Here is a 16,743-nt window from a genome sequence, read left to right on the forward strand (position 1 = left end):
CATTGCGGCGCCCCGGCGCCAGCCCCACGATGAAACGTCTGCTTTTGCCCTTGCTCCTCTGCTCCGCGCTGGCCCACGGCGCGCCTTTCTACGAAGGCAAGAGCCTCGCCCACCCCGCCATCGGCGCGTCACAGGACAGCGGCCTCGATATCGCCTTCCTCAAGGAAAAAGACGGCGTGAATGGCTATTACTGCGAGTGCAAGAACGACAATGCTAAACCCGTCCTGCTCGACCGGTTCGACAGCGCCGTCATCCGTTCCGTCTTCTACGCCGCGCTGGACAAGGAGGGAGACGACAGCGTGCAAACCATGCTGGTGCTGTTTCGCCAGGGTGACAGGAATGGCTTGCGCGCCTACCGCTACCACCGCAGTTCCGGCAAGTACCGGCGCCTGGACGGCTTGCAGCCGGCATTGAACCGCATCGTGGCGCAGAGCGCCAATCCGAACGCAGGGCAAGTCAAGGCCGCGCTGGCGAAACTGGCGCCCATGGACTACAGCGTCGCCAGGGGCAGGAGCGGCAATGCGGATGTCGACGCCATCGACCATACGCAAGGCACCGTCGTCGGCTACTACAGCGATGACGGCAAGCCCGTGGCGGCCGGCGGCAAGGACGCCATCACCTACAAGAAGACCTTCCTGAAAAAAGGTGACCATTACCTGACTGCCAGCTACACGCTGTACAGCGATGCGGGTGCGGGCATCCTGCCCAATTACCGGCTGTGGCAAGTGACGTGGGAAACGGCGCCGCGGCAGTTCACGGGCAGCGAAGACGGCCCGTCCGTCATCTACAGCCTGGCCTGGGATGACGGCTCGGTGGTCGAACGGGGCCAGTACGCGAAAGGCAAGCGCCAGGGACTCTGGGTGCGCGAAGGCATGCACGAAGGCCGCGTCAAGGGCCATTTCGTCAACGGCCTGCAGGAAGGCCTGTGGCAATACGACTACCCCAGGCAGAGCGAGAGCGGCATGTACCGGGCCGGCAAGCGCGAGGGCCGCTGGACGGTCGTCAACTATGCCGACGAAGAAGAGGTGACGGGCTTCGACACCTACGCGGGCGGCCAGCTGAACGGCCCGCACGAGCGCCGCATGGGCGGCAAGCTGCGCACACAGGGCAACTACGTCAACGGCTCGCGCCATGGGCCGTGGATCACGGAAGACGGCGACGGCAATTTCATCGATGGCTTGCGCGACGGACCGTGGAAGCTCAAGCTCAAGGACAAGGTCACGCAAGGCGTCACCTTCGTGCAAGGCAAGAAACAGGGCGAGGCGACCGATACGGATGCGCAAGGCGCGCTGCGCCTGCGCGACCATTACCAGGCCGGCGTGCTGGAGGGGCCGCGCACGCGCTACCTGGGCCCGGCCGGCAAGGAGTACGTCGTCTACACGGCCACCTACCGCAATGGCCAGCTCGATGGCCGCGAACAGGCGTTCGACGACAGCGGCAAGGTCCTGCGTCTCGACACCTTGTGGGACAACGGCAAGAAGCAGGGCCTGGACGCGCGCTATTACCCGAACGGCAAGCCGGAACGCCTGGCCGTCATCGACCAGGGCCGCCTGCTCACGCACCTGCGCGAATACTATGAAGACGGCCAGCTGCTCAACGACATCCACCGCTGCACCTTCAAGGAGTACGGCAGCACGCGCGACGACGTGTGCGAGTACCACCACATGTACTACCCGGACGGCAAGCCGCAGTACTACTACGCCTTCCAGTACGGCCAGCGCCAGGAGGGATACGAGAACTACCCGAACGGCAAGCGCAAGACCGAACTGCTGGTCGACCGCGCCGCCGACACCTCCGTCTTCAACGCCTATTATGAAAGCGGCCAGCTCAAATGCACGGAACCGCGCAGCGGCCACAGCACGCGCACCGTGAATGGCCAGACCATGATCAGCTACGCTTCGGCCGACCGCGACGGCGACAATATCTGCTACCACCCGAACGGCAAGGTGGCCAGCTTCTACACCTTCCGCAAGCGCGTGCTCGTCGAATGCGGCAAGCGCTACGACGACACGGGCAAGCAGACCTTCCCCGGCCCGGAAGGCTGCCCGCCCCCCAGGCAAGTGGACTATCCGATAGGACTGTGACGATGACGCAAACAGGACAGCCGCTGCGCATCCAGAACCCCGAACGCATCGACGCCGGGGCGATCCGCGCCGCCATCGCGGGCGGCCAGCAGGTGCTGGTGCAGTTCAACACCCTTGGCGAGCCGGAGCCGCTGCTGGCCGACCTCGACGCCCTGGCCGCCACTTGCGGCACGGCGCTGACCATCCGCATCTACGGTTACGATCCGAGGGTGTTCGATACCCGCATCCTGCGCGCGCTGCCGCACGTGGCCAGCCTGTCCATCGACTGCCACCGCAACGCGCTGTACCTGGAAACACTGGGCGAGCTGCGCCACCTGAAGCACCTGAGCCTGGGCGTGTACGAGCTGGCGCAAGCCGACATCCTGCAGCTGGATAATTTGCGCGGCCTCGAGTACCTGCATCTGGGCGAATCGGCCAAGAACAATATCGACCTGGCACCCCTGCGCCACTATACGCACCTGGCCAGCCTGGTCATCGAGGGGCACCACCTGCACATCGACACCCTGGCCGGCCTGCCGGCGCTGCACCAGCTGTCGCTGTACCGCATCAAGAACAAGGTGCCACTGGATTTCATCTCGGAGATGGCCCGTCTGGACAGGCTGCTGCTGCAACTGGGCGGCCGCGCATCGCTGGCGCACATCGAGGCGCCGCTGCTGAGGAAACTGGAAGTGATACGCGTGCGCGGCCTGGAAACGCTGGGCGACATCGGCCGCTTCCCCCTGCTGCAGGCGCTATGGGTGGAAGACCAGATCAAGCTGCGGCAGATCGCGCTGGGTGCCAATCCCGTGCTCGAACGCCTGAATCTGCATACCTGCAAGACGCTCGACAGCCTGCCCGGACTCGCCGCCTTGCCCGCCCTGCGCCAGTTGTCGGCGTCCGAGACCATGCTCGACATCGACGCCTTGCTGGCGCATGGCTTGCCCGCGTCCCTGACGCATGCGCGCCTGCGCACCGGAAAAAAAACGCGCGACGACACCATCGCGGCGCAGCTGGCGCAACTGGGCTACGAACCGGCGCGCCCTGGCTGAAATCAGCGGCTCGCCGCCAGCTTGCGCTGCCACAGCGCCACGTCGATCATGACACCGTCCGCGCCCGTGTTGCGGATGTAGACGCGGTAGCTGCCCTGCCCCATGTCGCCATCGAGGTAGGCCGTGCGCTCGTTGCGCTGCAGCCTGGCACCCTTGGCCATCTGGCGGTAACGCTCCACCACCGCGTCGAAACTGGCGTAGCTGCGCAACGCCACTTCCAGGTCGCGCGGCGGACGGCCTTCGGCCTGGTCCAGCACATTGTTCTGTTTCTTGCCCTTCAAGGTGAGCGGATAGGCAAACACGCCGGCGCCGGCCGAGGTCAGCACGGTGGATTTGTCGAGCAGCAGCGGCAGCAGCGCCGGCGGGAACGCGGGCGGCAACTGGGCGCGGTTCCAGCCCGGCAGCGGCGGCTGCGCCAGCACATATTCGACCGTGGCGATCTTCTGCCCGTCGGCGCCCGTCTCCTTGTCGCCCGCGATCAGCGCCAGCATGGGCGGCAGCTGCCTGGCCCAGGCCAGCAGGGGCGCCGCCTCGCCCACCAGCATGCCCTTGCGGTGAAACACCGTCAGCACCGTGTTCGGATCGGGATTGCAGACCTTGGCCAGCGGCTGGCCCTCCAGGCGGCAATGGCCGTTGACGAGGCCAAAGGCGATGATGGCACCGCGCTTGTCGAGCAGCATGGCGCCCCGCTCCCGGCCCTGGTTACGGTCATTCATCGACGCCAGCAGCTGGCGACCGTCGGGCAGCACGGTGCGCGTGGCATCGCGCTTTTCGCTGACCGCTTCGAGCGCCTGGGCCAGCAGCAAGTCATCGTCTTCCGTGTAGCTGCCGCGCGCATAGCCGAAGAAATCGAACAGGGCGGCGCGCACCTGCGGGTCTTCGCTCAGGCGCGGCAGGGGGCCGCCCGTCAGCAGCGAGGCCAGGCTTTTCGCGGCCGCCGGCGACGACGCCGTACTGGCGCTGGCCCAGGCAGGCTGAGAAAGGAAGCTGGCGGCCACCAGCAAGGCCCCGCCCAGGGAACGGTAAGTCGGTAAAGTGATATGCATGTTTCTGTCTGCCCGGGATCTACCCGTTATTCCGGCCACGCGTGGCGCGTCGGTGATTCTAGCATGGCGCCAGCGCCCATGCCGTGCGCCTGGCGGGCGGCGTGCGCGGCGGCCTGGCTGCTATCATGGCCGCAATGACGCCGCCTGCCCACGCCCTCCCCCTGCTTGTCCTCCTGCCCGGCATGGATGGCACGGGCCGGCTGTTCCAGCGATTTGACGCGGTCCTGGGCGCGCAGGCGGACATGGACAGCCTCGCCATCGCCTACCCGGCCACGCCGCTCGCTTATCCGGCGCTGGAAGCGTTCGTGCGCGAGCGCCTGCCGCGCGAACGGCCTTTCATCGTCCTGGCCGAATCGTTTTCCGGGCCGCTGGGCGCCGCACTGCGTGCCGATCCGCCGCCCGGCATGCGCGCCCTGATCCTGTGCTGCTCCTTCGTGCGCAACCCGCGTCCCCTGCTGGCGCCGCTGCGCCACCTGCTGGAGCTGGTCCCGTTTGGCGCCATGCCCCGCTTCGCCCTGCGCCAGGCGCTGCTGGCCCCCTTCTCCACGCCGGACCTGGAGGCGGACCTGGCCGGCGCGCTGGCGCACGTGCCTCCCGGCGTGCTGCGCCAACGCCTGCGCGCCGTGATCACGGCCGATGCCACGCCGGCGCTGGCGCGCGGCAGCCTGCCCGTGCTGTACCTGCGCGCCCGCCACGACCGCCTGGTGCCGCCGGCGACGGCCCTGCAGATACTGCGCCTGGCACCGGGTGCGCAACTGGTCGACATCGACGCGCCGCACATGCTGCTGCAGGCGGCGCCGGCCGCGGCCGCCGACGCGATTGCCGCCTTTTGCGCCAGCCTGTCAGCCGCGTAGATAGCGGCTCAGGCGCACGCTGGCCAGCACGGCCAGCCAGCTCAAGCCACCCGACAGCACGCTGAAATAGAGGGCGCGCAGCGGATGCTGGGGCACCAGATAAACGAACACCGCCGCCCCCAGCACGCCGCACAGCACGGGCTTCACCCGGCCATCCGGCAGCAGCGCCAGTAGCAGATTCGTGCCCGCGTACACATAGAACACCAGCAGCAAGGCCAGGCCACCGGCCACGCCGCGCGAACCCAGGCTGCCGAACAGCTGCGTGTACAGGAAAAACCCCAGCCAGCTCAGGGCAATAAACAGCAGGCAGCCCAGCACATGCGCGCCCAGGCCCGCCATCCAACGGATTTTCATGATGCCCCCCTTAAAGAAAAAGCCGGCCCTTTCACGAAGAAAGGGCCGGCTTGGCTGCGTCTACAACAAGAAGATTACTTCGCCGAATTGAGGAGCAATTCGTTCAGGCGTTTCACGAAACTGGCCGGATCGGCCAGCGAACCGCCTTCGGCCAGCATGGCCTGGTCGAACAGGATGTTGGCCCAGTCGCCGAACTTGCCGCCTTCCGCGTCTTCATACTTCAGGCGCGTCACCAGCGGGTGGTTCGGGTTGATTTCCAAAATCGGCTTCGATTCCGGCGCGCTCTGGCCCGCAGCCTTGAGCATGCGCAGCAGGTTGCCCGACAATTCGTTCTCATCGGCCACCAGGCAGGCTGGCGAATCGGTGAGGCGGAACGTCACGCGCACGTCCTTGGCCTTGTCGGCCAGGACCGTCTTCATCTTGCCCACCAGGTCGGCGTACGAGGTTTCCGTTTCTTCGTGCTCTTTCTTTTCCGCTTCGTCTTCCAGCGCGCCCAGGTCCAGGCCGCCCTTGGCGACGGAAACCAGTTCCTTGCCTTCGAAATCCTGCAGGAAGGACAGCATCCATTCATCGACGCGGTCCGTCAGCAGCAGCACTTCGACGCCCTTCTTGCGGAAGATTTCCAGATGCGGGCTGTTCTTGGCGGCGGCGTAGTTGTCGGCCGTGACGTAGTAGATCTTGTCCTGGCCTTCCTTCATGCGCGCCACGTAGTCGGCGAACGAGGTGATTTGTTCGTCGCTGTCGTTGGCCGTCGAGGCAAAGCGCAGCAGCTTGGCCAGGCGCTCCTTGTTGGCCGCGTCCTCGCCGATGCCTTCCTTCAGCACCTGGCCGAATTCCTTCCAGAAGACGGCGTACTTGTCCTTCTTGTCCTGCTCGTCCGCGTTCGCCAGTTCTTCCAGCATGCCCAGCACGCGCTTGGTCGAGCCTTCGCGGATCACTTTCACGTCACGCGATTCCTGCAGGATTTCACGCGACACGTTCAGCGGCAGGTCGGCCGAGTCGATCACCCCGCGCACGAAGCGCAGGTAGGTCGGCATCAGCTGCTCGGCATCGTCCATGATGAAGACGCGCTTGACGTACAGCTTGATGCCGCCGCGCTTGTTGCGGTCCCACATGTCGAACGGCGCCTTGGCCGGGATGTACAGCAGCTGCGTGTATTCGCTGCGGCCTTCGACGCGGTTGTGCGTGTGCGTCAGCGGCGCCTGGAAGTCGTGCGACACGTGCTTGTAGAACTCGTCGTACTGCTCCGGCGTGATGTCGGCCTTGTTGCGGGCCCACAGGGCGCTGGCCTGGTTGACGGTTTCATATTCGTCCTTCAGGACGGTTTCCTTCTTCTCTTCGTCCCACTCTTCCTTCTGCATGACGATCGGCAGCGAGATGTGGTCCGAATACTTGCGGATGATGGACTTGATCTTCCAGCTCGACAGCAATTCGTCCTCGCCTTCGCGCAGGTGTAGGATGATGTCCGTGCCGCGCGACGGCTTGTCGATGGTTTCGATGCTGTAATCGCCCTCGCCGCTTGACTCCCAACGCACGCCTTCCGAGGCGTCCACGCCGGCGCGGCGCGTTTCGACGGTGATCTTGTCGGCGACGATGAAGCCCGAATAGAAGCCCACGCCGAACTGGCCGATCAGGGCCGCGTCCTGCTGCTGGTCGCCCGACAGCTTGCCGAAGAATTCCTTGGTGCCCGACTTGGCGATGGTGCCCAGGTGCGAGATCGCCTCGTCACGGGTCATGCCGATGCCGTTGTCGGAAATGGTGATGGTGCGCGCGTCCTTGTCGAAGCTGACCTTGATCTTCAGTTCGTGATCGTTGCCGTACAGGGCATCGTTATCGATCGCTTCGAAGCGCAATTTGTCGGCCGCGTCGGACGCGTTCGAGATCAATTCGCGCAGGAAGATTTCCTTGTTCGAGTACAGGGAATGGATCATCAGGTGCAGCATCTGCTTCACTTCGGTCTGAAAACCCAGGGTTTGCTTTTCGGAAACAGCCATTTTTACCTCATAGTCTTGTGGATGGGACGGATGCTACGGAGTTGGGGATTGTACAAGCGATTTCAAGATGCCTTTGCGCAAATGTGCCGCCTGAACGACTGATCTGGTGTCCAGGCGGCGCGGCATTGCGCGCCGACGCACATGCGTCGATGTCACGGCGGCCATAGCAAAATCAATAACTAAACGAACTCATCAATTGAGCGACTTGCAATTAAAGCTAGAATTAATATTAACTTTTAACGTTAATAAAGGGAGAGACCATCGTGAAATGCCCATCAAAGATGTCCGCCGATACGTGCAAACCACAGTCCAAGGCTGCGCTGGCTGGTCTACAAACAACAGTTTCAGGCAATCAAGAAAAATTCCTTGGCACCCGCCAGCACAACACCTTCGCGCTGGCCTTGCGTTCCGGCATCCTGGCCGGCATGCTGGCCCTGCCCGCCATGGCGCATGCGACCGTGATCGAGTTCAGCGTGAGCGGCATCGTCGCCAAGGGCGTGGACGAAATGCGCCTGTTTTCCAACTATGGTGAATCGATCGTCGGCAAGGCATATACGATGAGATTCTGGCTCGATACCGCAACGCTGACCGATTACGGCACCGGCACCATGCATGGCGCCGGCTCTGCGAATACGGACAAGCCCGTGCATTTTTCCGGCGAGGTCACGATGGGGAACCGCAGCTACGGCTGGACCCTCGCCCCGGACGGTCGCGCCGGCCTGTATCTCGGGCCAAAAAGCAACGCCATGATGGAGGGCTACGGTACGTACGACCAGGATCGATATCAGCTATGGTCCATGATAGGCGTATTTCCCGGCGGGTCGGCAGTCCCATACTTTGACAGCCTGGAGTTCGAGCAACGCATCGAATTCAAGGATTTCGTCGACCCCTGGGGCTACAGCGCCGAATTCCAGCTGACTTACACCGCGCCATTCTCCCCGGGAGACTTCGGCACCTACACCCCAAAGACCAATTTCGTCGGCACCGGCACATATGCCCTGTGGCAGGTACGGGAGGTACCGGAACCGGCGCAAGTCGCCATGCTTCTCGCTGGCCTGACGCTGGTGGCACGCGCCGCACGACGCAACCGGCGCAGCGCCTGATCGCGCGGCGACGGCACGCAACAGGGCGGCAGCGCCTCTGACTGGCATGCTGCACGCCCTTTCGCCACCTTACGCCAGCTGCTGGCCGAAAAACGCCCACACCCGCTCATCCTGCACGGTGGCCAGGTTCAGGCGCATGAAGGTGGATGGCAGCTGGCGCGGCGAGAACAGGCTGCCCGGACCCAGCACCAGGCCCTCGGCCAGCGCTTTTTCGGCCAGCACGTTCGTGTCGCAGCCCGCGTCGGCCCAGACGAACATGCCGGCCGGCGGCGGTTCGAAGCGCAGGCCCGCCTGCTCGATGCGGCGGTAGGTGGCGTCGCGCACCTTGTCGAGACGCGCGCGCAGGCGCTCGGCGTGCTTGCGGTACAGCCCCTGCGACAGGATTTTATACACCACCCGCTCGCCGATGTCGCTGGTAGTGAGCGTGGCCAGCATCTTGCGGTCCGCCAGGCGCTGCGCCCGCTCCGGCGAGGTGGCGATGAAGCCCACGCGCAGGTTCGCCGCCAGGCTCTTGGAAAAGCCGCCCAGGTAAATCACGCGGCGCAACTGGTCCAGCGCGGCCAGGCGCGTGGCCGGCTGCACCGCGCCGCCGGGATGCATGTCGCAATAAATATCGTCTTCGACGATGAGGAAATCGTGCTGTTCGGCCAGGCGCAGCACCTGGAAGGCCTTGGCCGCCGACAGCGACGTCGAACTGGGATTGTGCAGCACCGAATTGATGACGTACAGCTTGGGGCGGTGCACGGCCGCCAGCTGCGCCAGCACGTCGATATCGGGACCGTCTCCCAGGCGCGGGATGCCGATCACCTGCACGCCCATGGCGGCAAAGGCGCCAAACATCAGCCAGTAAGCGGGATCGTCGACGAAGATGCAGTCGCCGGGGCGGGCAAATTCGCGCGCCACCAGGTCCAGCGCCTGCATCACGCCCGCCGTGGTGACGATCTGCTCGGGCGGACAGGCGATTTCCAGCCCCGCCAGTTTCAGCTGCAACTGCTGGCGCAACGGCAAAAAGCCCTGCGGCGCGCCATAGCCGAGCAGCAGATTGCCGGGCTGGCGGCTGACGTCGCGCAAGGCGCGCGCCACCAGTTCGCCATCGAGCCATTCGGCCGGCAGCATGCCGGAACCGGGCGCGGGGATCATCGGCGCCTGGCGGAACATATTGCGGATCAGCCAGACGACATCCATGGGCTGGGCCGCCGGCGACAGGCCAGGCGCCGGCGCCGGCGCGTTCAGCGGCGAGCGCTCGCGCACGAAAAAGCCGGCGCCGCGCCGCGACTCCAGGTAATCGCGCGCCACCAGCTTGTCGTAGCTGGCCACCACCGTGGCGCACGACACGCCAAGGCTGGCCGCGCACTGGCGGATCGACGGCATGCGCGCGCCGCCGCGCAGCAGCTTGTCGTCGATGCGCGCCGCCAGCGAGCGCACGATCTGGTCGATCAGGGTCTCGCCCGAGGCGCGCGACAGCAGGGGATGTGTATTGTTCATTTCACCATCACAGTATATGAAATTATGCGTTGAAGTGTATTTGCACTGTACTGCTATTGCGCCCTAGGATAGCAGTTCAGGATGGATACATCCACGCCTGCCGCACATTTGATCCATACCGCCAGTTCCAGGACACCCATGCCATCGCACTCCAGCACCGCTACCGCCAGCTCCCCTCCCCGCCTCAGCGCCGACCACAAGGGTCTGCTGCTGGGCCTGATCGCCGTCGTCCTCTTCAGCCTCACGCTGCCCTTCACGCGCCTGGCGGTGGCCGAACTCGATGCCACCTTTGTCGCCCTGGGCCGCGCCCTGGTGGCCGCCAGCCTGGCGGGCATCTGGCTGTGGCAGCAGCGCGCGCCCTTGCCGCGGCGTGAGCAGTGGCTGCCGCTGGCGCTCGTGTCGCTCGGCTGCGTGCTGGGCTTTCCGTGGCTGACCTCGATCGCCATGCGCAGCCTGCCCGCTTCGCACGGCGCCGTGCTGGTGGGGATTTTGCCGCTGGCCACGGCCGTGTTTGCCGTCCTGCGCGGCAAGGAACGGCCCTCCTTCGGCTTCTGGCTGATGGCCCTGATCGGCACGGCCCTGGTGGTGGCCTTCGCGCTGCGCCAGGGCGGCGGCAGCTTTCACGTGGCCGACGTGCTGATGTTCGCCGCCGTGCTGCTGGGCGCGCTCGGCTACGCGGAAGGCGGGCGCCTGGCGCAGAGCATGCCGGGACAGCACGTGATTTCCTGGGCCCTGCTGCTGGCCCTGCCTTTTGTCTTGCCCGTGGTGCTGTGGAGCGCCTGGCCGCAGCGCGCGCTGATGGCGCAGGCCAGCGCCGCCGCCTGGCTGGGTTTTGCGTATATTTCCGTATTCTCCATGTTCATCGGCTTCTTTTTCTGGTACCGGGGCATGGCGCTGGGCGGCGTGGCGCGCGTCGGCCAGACGCAGCTGCTGCAGCCTTTCCTCACCCTGCTGGGCGCCGCCGTCCTGCTGGGAGAGCCGCTGACAGGCGCCAGCCTGCTGTTTGCCGGCGCCGTGATCGCCGTCGTGGCGGCGGGACGCAAGCTGAAATAAGTGGCCGTTGACGCCCGTTTGCAACGCCGTTGCGCGTGCGGATGGGCAGAGCGGCGTGCAAGCCGTACAATACCGCAGCACCATGGCGGCGCCTATCCGGCGCCGCTTGCGCACGCACCGCCACAAGCGGGCCAACAAAACCAGCCGGCGCAGCTCGGCATCTTCCGTGAGACTCGCATGAAAATTGAAAATCCGAATCCGATCCAATGGCGCTTTGCCGAACGCGCGGAACAGCTGCAAAGCTCGTTCATCCGCGAAATCCTGAAGATCACGCAGCGCCCTGAAATCATCTCGTTTGCCGGCGGTCTGCCCTCGCCCGCCACCTTCCCCGTCGAAGAAATGAAGACCGCCTTCGACAAGGTCCTGTCGAACAATGGCAAGGTGGCCCTGCAATACGGCCCCACCGACGGCTACCTGCCGCTGCGCCAGTGGATCGCCGACTCGCTCTCCGGCCAGGGCAGCAGCATCCTGCCGGAACAGGTCTTGATGACGTCCGGCTCGCAGCAGGCGCTGGACTTGCTGGGCAAGGTCCTCATCGACGAAGGCAGCAAGGTATTGGTGGAAACCCCCAGCTACCTGGGCGCCCTGCAGGCGTTTTCCGTCTACCGTCCCGAATTCGTCTCCGTCGATACGGATGACGAAGGCCTGGTGCCGTCGTCCATCGACCCCGTCGCCGATGGCGCGCGCCTGCTGTATGCGCTGCCGAACTTCCAGAACCCGACAGGCCGCAGCCTGTCCGTGGCGCGCCGCGTGGAACTGGTGGAAACCTGCGCCCGCCACGGCCTGCCGCTGATCGAGGATGATCCGTACGGCGCCCTCAGCTACAGCGGCGAGCCGTATCCGAAGATGGTCAACATGAACCCGGACGGCGTGATCTACATGGGTTCCTTCTCCAAGGTGCTCACGCCCGGCATCCGCCTCGGCTACGTGGTTGCCCCGCCGCCGCTGGTGCGCCGCCTGGAACTGGCCAAGCAGGCGGCCGACCTGCACACCTCGCAGCTGACGCAGATGGTCGTGCATGAAGTGATCAAGGATGGCTTCCTTGAGCGGCATATCCCCAGCATCCGCAGCCTGTACGGCAACCAGTGCCAGGCCATGCTGTCGGCCCTGGAAGAACACTTCCCGGCCGGCGTCACCTGGACGAAACCGGAAGGCGGCATGTTCATCTGGGTCACCCTGCCCAAGCACATCGACGCCATGCAGCTGCTCGACGAAGCCATCGCCAACAAGGTGGCCTTCGTGCCGGGCGCGCCGTTCTACGCGAACACGCCCGACACGCACACCTTGCGCCTGTCGTTCGTCACGGTGCCGCCGGAACGCATCCGTGAAGGCATCGCCATCCTGGGCAAGCTGATCGCCGCCAAGGTCTGACGCCCCTCCTCCACGCCCCGCCTTGCGGGGCGTTCCCGCTGCCCCGGCCGTCGCCGGGCACGCGTCTTTTTCCTCTAAAAACAGTCTACACGGCAACAACTTCGTGTATTTATTTTTAAAAATATCATAAAATTAATAGTTTTGCGTATCGCGGAGCGTCGATTTTTCACCCAAAAAATTGGCAAAGCGGTATGATTTGGCCGACGCATCAGATTTGAGCCCGGTCAGCCTTTGACTACACACGTGTACATGCGCTCACGGTCCGCGGTCCGCAGCCTGGGCAACATTCCCGGCACCACCTTGTCCGCCGCCAGCCGCGGCGGGCACGGCGCGCGGGACTTCGGTACCGCCGACAGTGCAGCAAACGCTGGCCTGGAGCCTGGACAGGTTCCTGTAGCAGCACATCCGAAAAGGCCGGTAGCAATGAGTTCAGGCAGTGTGGGATCTTCCCAGCGGCGCGAAGCCGCCATTTTGATTGTCGATGATGCGCCGGCCAACCTTGAGCTGCTGCGCAAGCTCATGAGCGAACAGGGCTATCAAACCTATGTCGCCACGTCCGGCGAACGGGCGCTGGCGATTGCCCAGCGCGCCCACCCCGACCTGATCCTGCTCGACGTGCTGATGCCGGACATGGACGGCATCGAAACCTGCCGCCGCCTCAAGCAGCACCCGCTGACGCAGCGCATCCCCGTCATCTTCATGAGCGCCAAGACGGAAACGGAAGACGTGGTGGCCGGCTTCGACTGCGGCGCCGTCGATTACATCAGCAAGCCGCTGCGCATGGCCGAGGTGTGCGCCCGCGTGCGCGCCCAGCTGCAAATCCGCAGCAACAATGAAACCCAGCAGGAACAGGCCGAACGCCTGCGCACCATCGTCAACAACATGGCCGAGGGCCTGCTGATCATCGAGGCCGATGGCCGCATCCAGTACACCAACCCCGCCTGCGACCAGTACCTGGGCTACCGCGAGAATGAACTGGCGGGGCGCTCCATCGGCGAGCTGCTCAGCCCCCTCGTGACGCAGGAATACCTGGATTATTTTGCCATGTACGCGGCCAATCCGGACACGGCGCACAACCATGGCACGCGCGAAGTGGCGATCCGCCACCGCAGCGGCGACAAGCTCAGCATGGACCTGACCCTGACGCCCATGTATCTGCGCCAGCCCCTGTATATCGGCCTGCTGCACGACATCACGCACCACAAGCAGTCGGAAGACGCGCTGCAGCGGGCCGCCTACCTGGACCCGCTGACCAAGATCGCCAACCGCCGGCATTTCGACAGCTTCCTGGAAAAGGAATGGCAGCGCGCCGTGCGCGGCGGCAGCGCCCTGTCGCTGGTGGTGCTCGACGTCGACCATTTCAAGCTGTACAACGACAGCCTGGGCCATCCGGCCGGCGACAGCTGCCTGCAGCAGGTGGCGCAGGCCATCGCCTCGCACGCCAGCCGCCCCGGCGACCTGGCGGCCCGCTATGGCGGCGAGGAGTTCGTGCTGCTGTTTGCCGACACCGGCGCCGACAGCGCCCTGGCCCTGGCCGAAACGATCCGCGCGCACATCGAGCAGCTGCAGCTGCCGCATCCGCGTTCCGCCACCTCGCCGTGGATCACCGTGAGCATCGGCGTGGCGACCATCGAACCGCACCAACTGGACGACCGCAAGGCGCTGTTCGTCGCCGCCGACCGCGCCCTGTACGTGGCCAAGGAAGGGGGCCGCAACCAGGTGCGCGCCACGCATTCGGGCAGCACGGCCTGGGAGACGGTGAAGGCCCTGGTGCTACGTTAAGACCTGAAATTGAACGCAACCTGCAGCGAACAGAGAGCAGGCCCACCTCCTGCGCAAAGGCACCCCGGGCCAAGCGGGCCTGAAAAATGTCGAGGGCAAGGCGCTGCGACGCAGACAGTACGCAAATACGGCAAGGAAGCTGCAACGCCGCCATCGGCATTTTCTCAGGCCCGCGTCTCCGGCCCGCCATTCTTAAAATTAATCAAAACTTACGTGACACGCTCAACTTTGCATTGCGCCCCACGCCGGTAACGGCTTCACTCAAGTACGGCATGTAATTGCGGTTGAAGAGATTGTCCACCGTCAGCCGCACTTCCGTGCCGCGCCAGATGCCCTGCCGCCCATTCCACGAGGCGAACAGGGTGTGCAGCGCATAGCCTTTCGACGGCGGCAGGCGGTACACATTCCCGACGGGCAGGACGCGGTCCTGTTTCGCGACAAACCGGCCCTGCCAGCCGATGCTCGCGCCCAAGTCCGGCATGCGCCAGCCCAGGCCCGCCATCAGCTTGTCCGGCGCGATCGTCGACACGGGTTCGTCCGCGCCCCACGGGTCGCGCTGGGAGCCGGTGCGCGTGCCGCGCTGCTTCGACAGCGAAGCGCTGGCGAACAGGCGCGGCGAATTGTAGTAGGACTCGATTTCCACGCCCTGCGTATGGAAGCCTGCCAGGTTGCGGTAGTCGGACAGGGCCGGCGGCACCTTGCCCGATCCCGGCACATAGCCTTCAATCAGGATGCCCAGGCGCGGGCCGATATTGTCGCTGACCTTGTTGCGGTAGGCCGTCAGGCGCAGCTGCACGTCGTCGCGTTCCATGAAGACGTTTTGGCGGTGCAGCATGACGCCGGCGCGCACGGCCGTCACGCGCTCCACGGCCAGGTCGCGGCTGGTGCCCGGCGTCGATGAGCCCAGCCTTTCCGACACATAGTACTCATTCGAGTACATCTCGTCGATGGTGGGCGCGCGCCACGTGCGGCTCAAGTCGCCGAACAGCGCCACGGCATTCGACGCCTTCCAGAACAGGCCCAGGCGGGGCGACCAGTCCTCGTGCACCTTTTCGCTGAAATCGTGGCCGGCGGCGGCCAGCGGGCTGTTATAGCGCGACGCCTTGTTCGGCACGCCCTCGGAAACGACGCGGTCGTGACGCAGCGCCGCCGTCAGGGTCACGCTGCCATAGGTCATGGCGTCCTGCAGGTACAGGCCCGTCGTTTCCTGGCGCCCGGCCGGCATGTAATAGGGCTGGAAATAGCCGTAGTTATACGTCGGGTCCTTCAGCGCCGTCGACGACGGGTAGTACATCAGGGTGTCGCGCACGTTCTTGTGCCATTGCAGGCCCGCTTGCAGCACGTGCGACACGGCGCCCGTGCTAAACACGCTTTCGTTGCGCACTTCGGCGATGCGGTCCACGTACGAGGCCCAGCTCTCGTTGCCCAGCGACCCCAGGTAGGAACCCAGCGAAGCCGATGGCAGGCGCTTGTCATGCTGGTCCGTGTGCGAATAGCCGGCGCTGGCCGTCAGCTTGATCCACGGGTTGTCCTGCGGCGCGTATTGCCATTTCACGGAATACGTGTCGTCGTTCTGGTCGCGGTAGACGGCCTTGCGCTGCCATGCCTCTTCCAGCCCGTACTTCTTGATTTCCGCCTCCGTCGGCGTGGGCACGTCCTCGCCCATGGCGGCGAACGGGCCCCAGCCCGTGCTGCCGCTCTTCATCGCCGTCAGGGTCAGCAACTGCTCCGGCGTCAAACGGATATTCAGTTTCGCCAGGCTCGATGGCGCGTCGATGGCGGAAAAGCGGAACGGCTTGCCATCGGGCTTGCGCAGATCGTCGGACTTGCGCTGCGTGGTAAACGCCATCGCATCGAAGCGGCCATCCTCGGTGCGGCCATACACGGCCACGGTGGCGTCGTTTTCCCCGTTATTCGAATGGCGCGCATACTTCACCATGGCGCCGATTTTCTCGTCGCCTTCCAGCATGTCCTTCGCATCCTTGGTTTCAACCGTGATGACGCCGCCGAAACCGCCATTGCCGTACAGGCTGGTATGGGCGCCCTTGTTCACTTCGATCTGCTTGATCAATTCCGGCTCGATGAAGATGGAGCCCTGGCGGTATTTCTCAAAGCCCTTGGGCACGCCGTCGAGGATGACCTTCACGTCCTGCACCTTGTTGAAGCCCCAGATATTGAGGCTCTGGCCGCTGGGACGGGCCGTGCCGGCCAGGTCCACGCCGGGCAAGGTGTCGAGCAGCGAGGCGACGTTGTCCGCCTGCTGGCGCTCGATGTCGGAGCTGCTGATGTAGGAGCGCCCGGCAGTGCCGGCGCTGATGGCGTCGCCAAAGACGCTGATGGCCGGCATCTGCGTGGCGTTCTCCGGGCTGGCGGCATCGGCGGCATTGGCGGCCCAGGCGCTGCCGCCCAGGGTGCCGAGCGCCAGCGCCAGCGCGGCGGCCATCGGGGTCAATGCGCTGGCGCGCATGCTGTGTTTGCGTATCGTCTTCATTGCTGTCCTTGCCGACTACTTCATGCTTGTGGAATGAAAAAATGCAGGGCAGAGAAAACGGACTGGGCACGATCAAGCGGCGGCGTTGAAGGAAGCGT

12 protein-coding genes are annotated in these 16,743 nt (G+C 64.9%); 7 read left to right on the plus strand and 5 right to left on the minus strand.

Annotation, left to right across the window (positions count from 1 at the left end):
• Positions 1-29: 29 nt before the first annotated feature.
• Both EBS11_RS13530 and EBS11_RS13535 read left to right on the plus strand, forming a co-directional pair.
• Positions 30-2,084: a hypothetical protein gene (locus tag EBS11_RS13530; RefSeq protein WP_290603460.1), complete on the plus strand. Its 2,055-nt coding sequence runs from the start codon at positions 30-32 to the stop codon at positions 2,082-2,084.
• A gap of 2 nt (positions 2,085-2,086) precedes the next feature.
• On the plus strand, positions 2,087-3,112 hold the full coding sequence (locus EBS11_RS13535; protein WP_290603461.1) for a hypothetical protein: 1,026 nt from the start codon (positions 2,087-2,089) through the stop codon (positions 3,110-3,112).
• Between the two features lie 2 nt (positions 3,113-3,114).
• Here EBS11_RS13535 and EBS11_RS13540 read toward each other — a convergent pair whose 3' ends face one another.
• On the minus strand, positions 3,115-4,158 hold the full coding sequence (locus EBS11_RS13540) for a hypothetical protein (protein ID WP_290603462.1): 1,044 nt from the start codon (positions 4,156-4,158) through the stop codon (positions 3,115-3,117).
• Positions 4,159-4,283: 125 nt separating this feature from the next.
• Between EBS11_RS13540 and EBS11_RS13545 the strand changes: the two genes are divergently transcribed.
• Positions 4,284-5,012: an alpha/beta hydrolase gene (locus tag EBS11_RS13545; RefSeq protein WP_290603463.1), complete on the plus strand. Its 729-nt coding sequence runs from the start codon at positions 4,284-4,286 to the stop codon at positions 5,010-5,012.
• Here EBS11_RS13545 and EBS11_RS13550 read toward each other — a convergent pair.
• Together EBS11_RS13550 and htpG are read right to left on the minus strand one after the other, a co-directional pair.
• The gene (locus EBS11_RS13550) at positions 5,001-5,366 is read right to left on the minus strand and encodes a hypothetical protein (RefSeq protein ID WP_290603464.1); all 366 of its coding nucleotides are present in this window, start codon (positions 5,364-5,366) and stop codon (positions 5,001-5,003) included. The two genes, EBS11_RS13545 and EBS11_RS13550, sit on opposite strands and share 12 nt — an antisense overlap.
• Positions 5,367-5,440: 74 nt before the next feature.
• On the minus strand, positions 5,441-7,360 hold the full coding sequence (gene htpG, locus EBS11_RS13555) for a molecular chaperone HtpG (protein WP_290603465.1): 1,920 nt from the start codon (positions 7,358-7,360) through the stop codon (positions 5,441-5,443).
• A gap of 281 nt (positions 7,361-7,641) precedes the next feature.
• On the opposite strand from htpG, the gene EBS11_RS13560 reads away from it, so the two are divergent.
• Positions 7,642-8,463, plus strand: coding sequence for a PEP-CTERM sorting domain-containing protein (locus tag EBS11_RS13560; RefSeq protein WP_290603466.1), 822 nt, complete (start codon positions 7,642-7,644; stop codon positions 8,461-8,463).
• Between the two features lie 69 nt (positions 8,464-8,532).
• Here EBS11_RS13560 and EBS11_RS13565 read toward each other — a convergent pair whose 3' ends face one another.
• The gene (locus tag EBS11_RS13565; RefSeq protein WP_290603467.1) at positions 8,533-9,948 is read right to left on the minus strand and encodes a PLP-dependent aminotransferase family protein; all 1,416 of its coding nucleotides are present in this window, start codon (positions 9,946-9,948) and stop codon (positions 8,533-8,535) included.
• Positions 9,949-10,086: 138 nt separating this feature from the next.
• On the opposite strand from EBS11_RS13565, the gene EBS11_RS13570 reads away from it, so the two are divergent.
• From EBS11_RS13570 to EBS11_RS13580, 3 genes are all read left to right on the plus strand, one after another.
• Positions 10,087-11,001 carry a DMT family transporter gene (locus EBS11_RS13570; RefSeq protein ID WP_290603468.1) on the plus strand — a complete coding sequence of 305 codons (915 nt, stop codon included), beginning with the start codon at positions 10,087-10,089 and terminating at the stop codon, positions 10,999-11,001.
• Between the two features lie 177 nt (positions 11,002-11,178).
• Complete coding sequence (locus EBS11_RS13575) at positions 11,179-12,372, plus strand: PLP-dependent aminotransferase family protein (protein ID WP_290603469.1); 1,194 nt, start codon at positions 11,179-11,181, stop codon at positions 12,370-12,372.
• A 423-nt stretch (positions 12,373-12,795) separates the two neighbouring features.
• Entirely contained in the window at positions 12,796-14,154 is a 1,359-nt protein-coding gene (locus EBS11_RS13580; RefSeq protein WP_290603470.1) for a diguanylate cyclase, read from the plus strand.
• 202 nt (positions 14,155-14,356) lie between these two features.
• Here EBS11_RS13580 and EBS11_RS13585 read toward each other — a convergent pair whose 3' ends face one another.
• On the minus strand, positions 14,357-16,645 hold the full coding sequence (locus EBS11_RS13585; protein WP_290603471.1) for a TonB-dependent hemoglobin/transferrin/lactoferrin family receptor: 2,289 nt from the start codon (positions 16,643-16,645) through the stop codon (positions 14,357-14,359).
• Positions 16,646-16,743 lie beyond the last annotated feature (98 nt).

This window comes from Janthinobacterium sp., assembly GCF_009923995.1.
Taxonomy (GTDB): domain Bacteria; phylum Pseudomonadota; class Gammaproteobacteria; order Burkholderiales; family Burkholderiaceae_D; genus Janthinobacterium.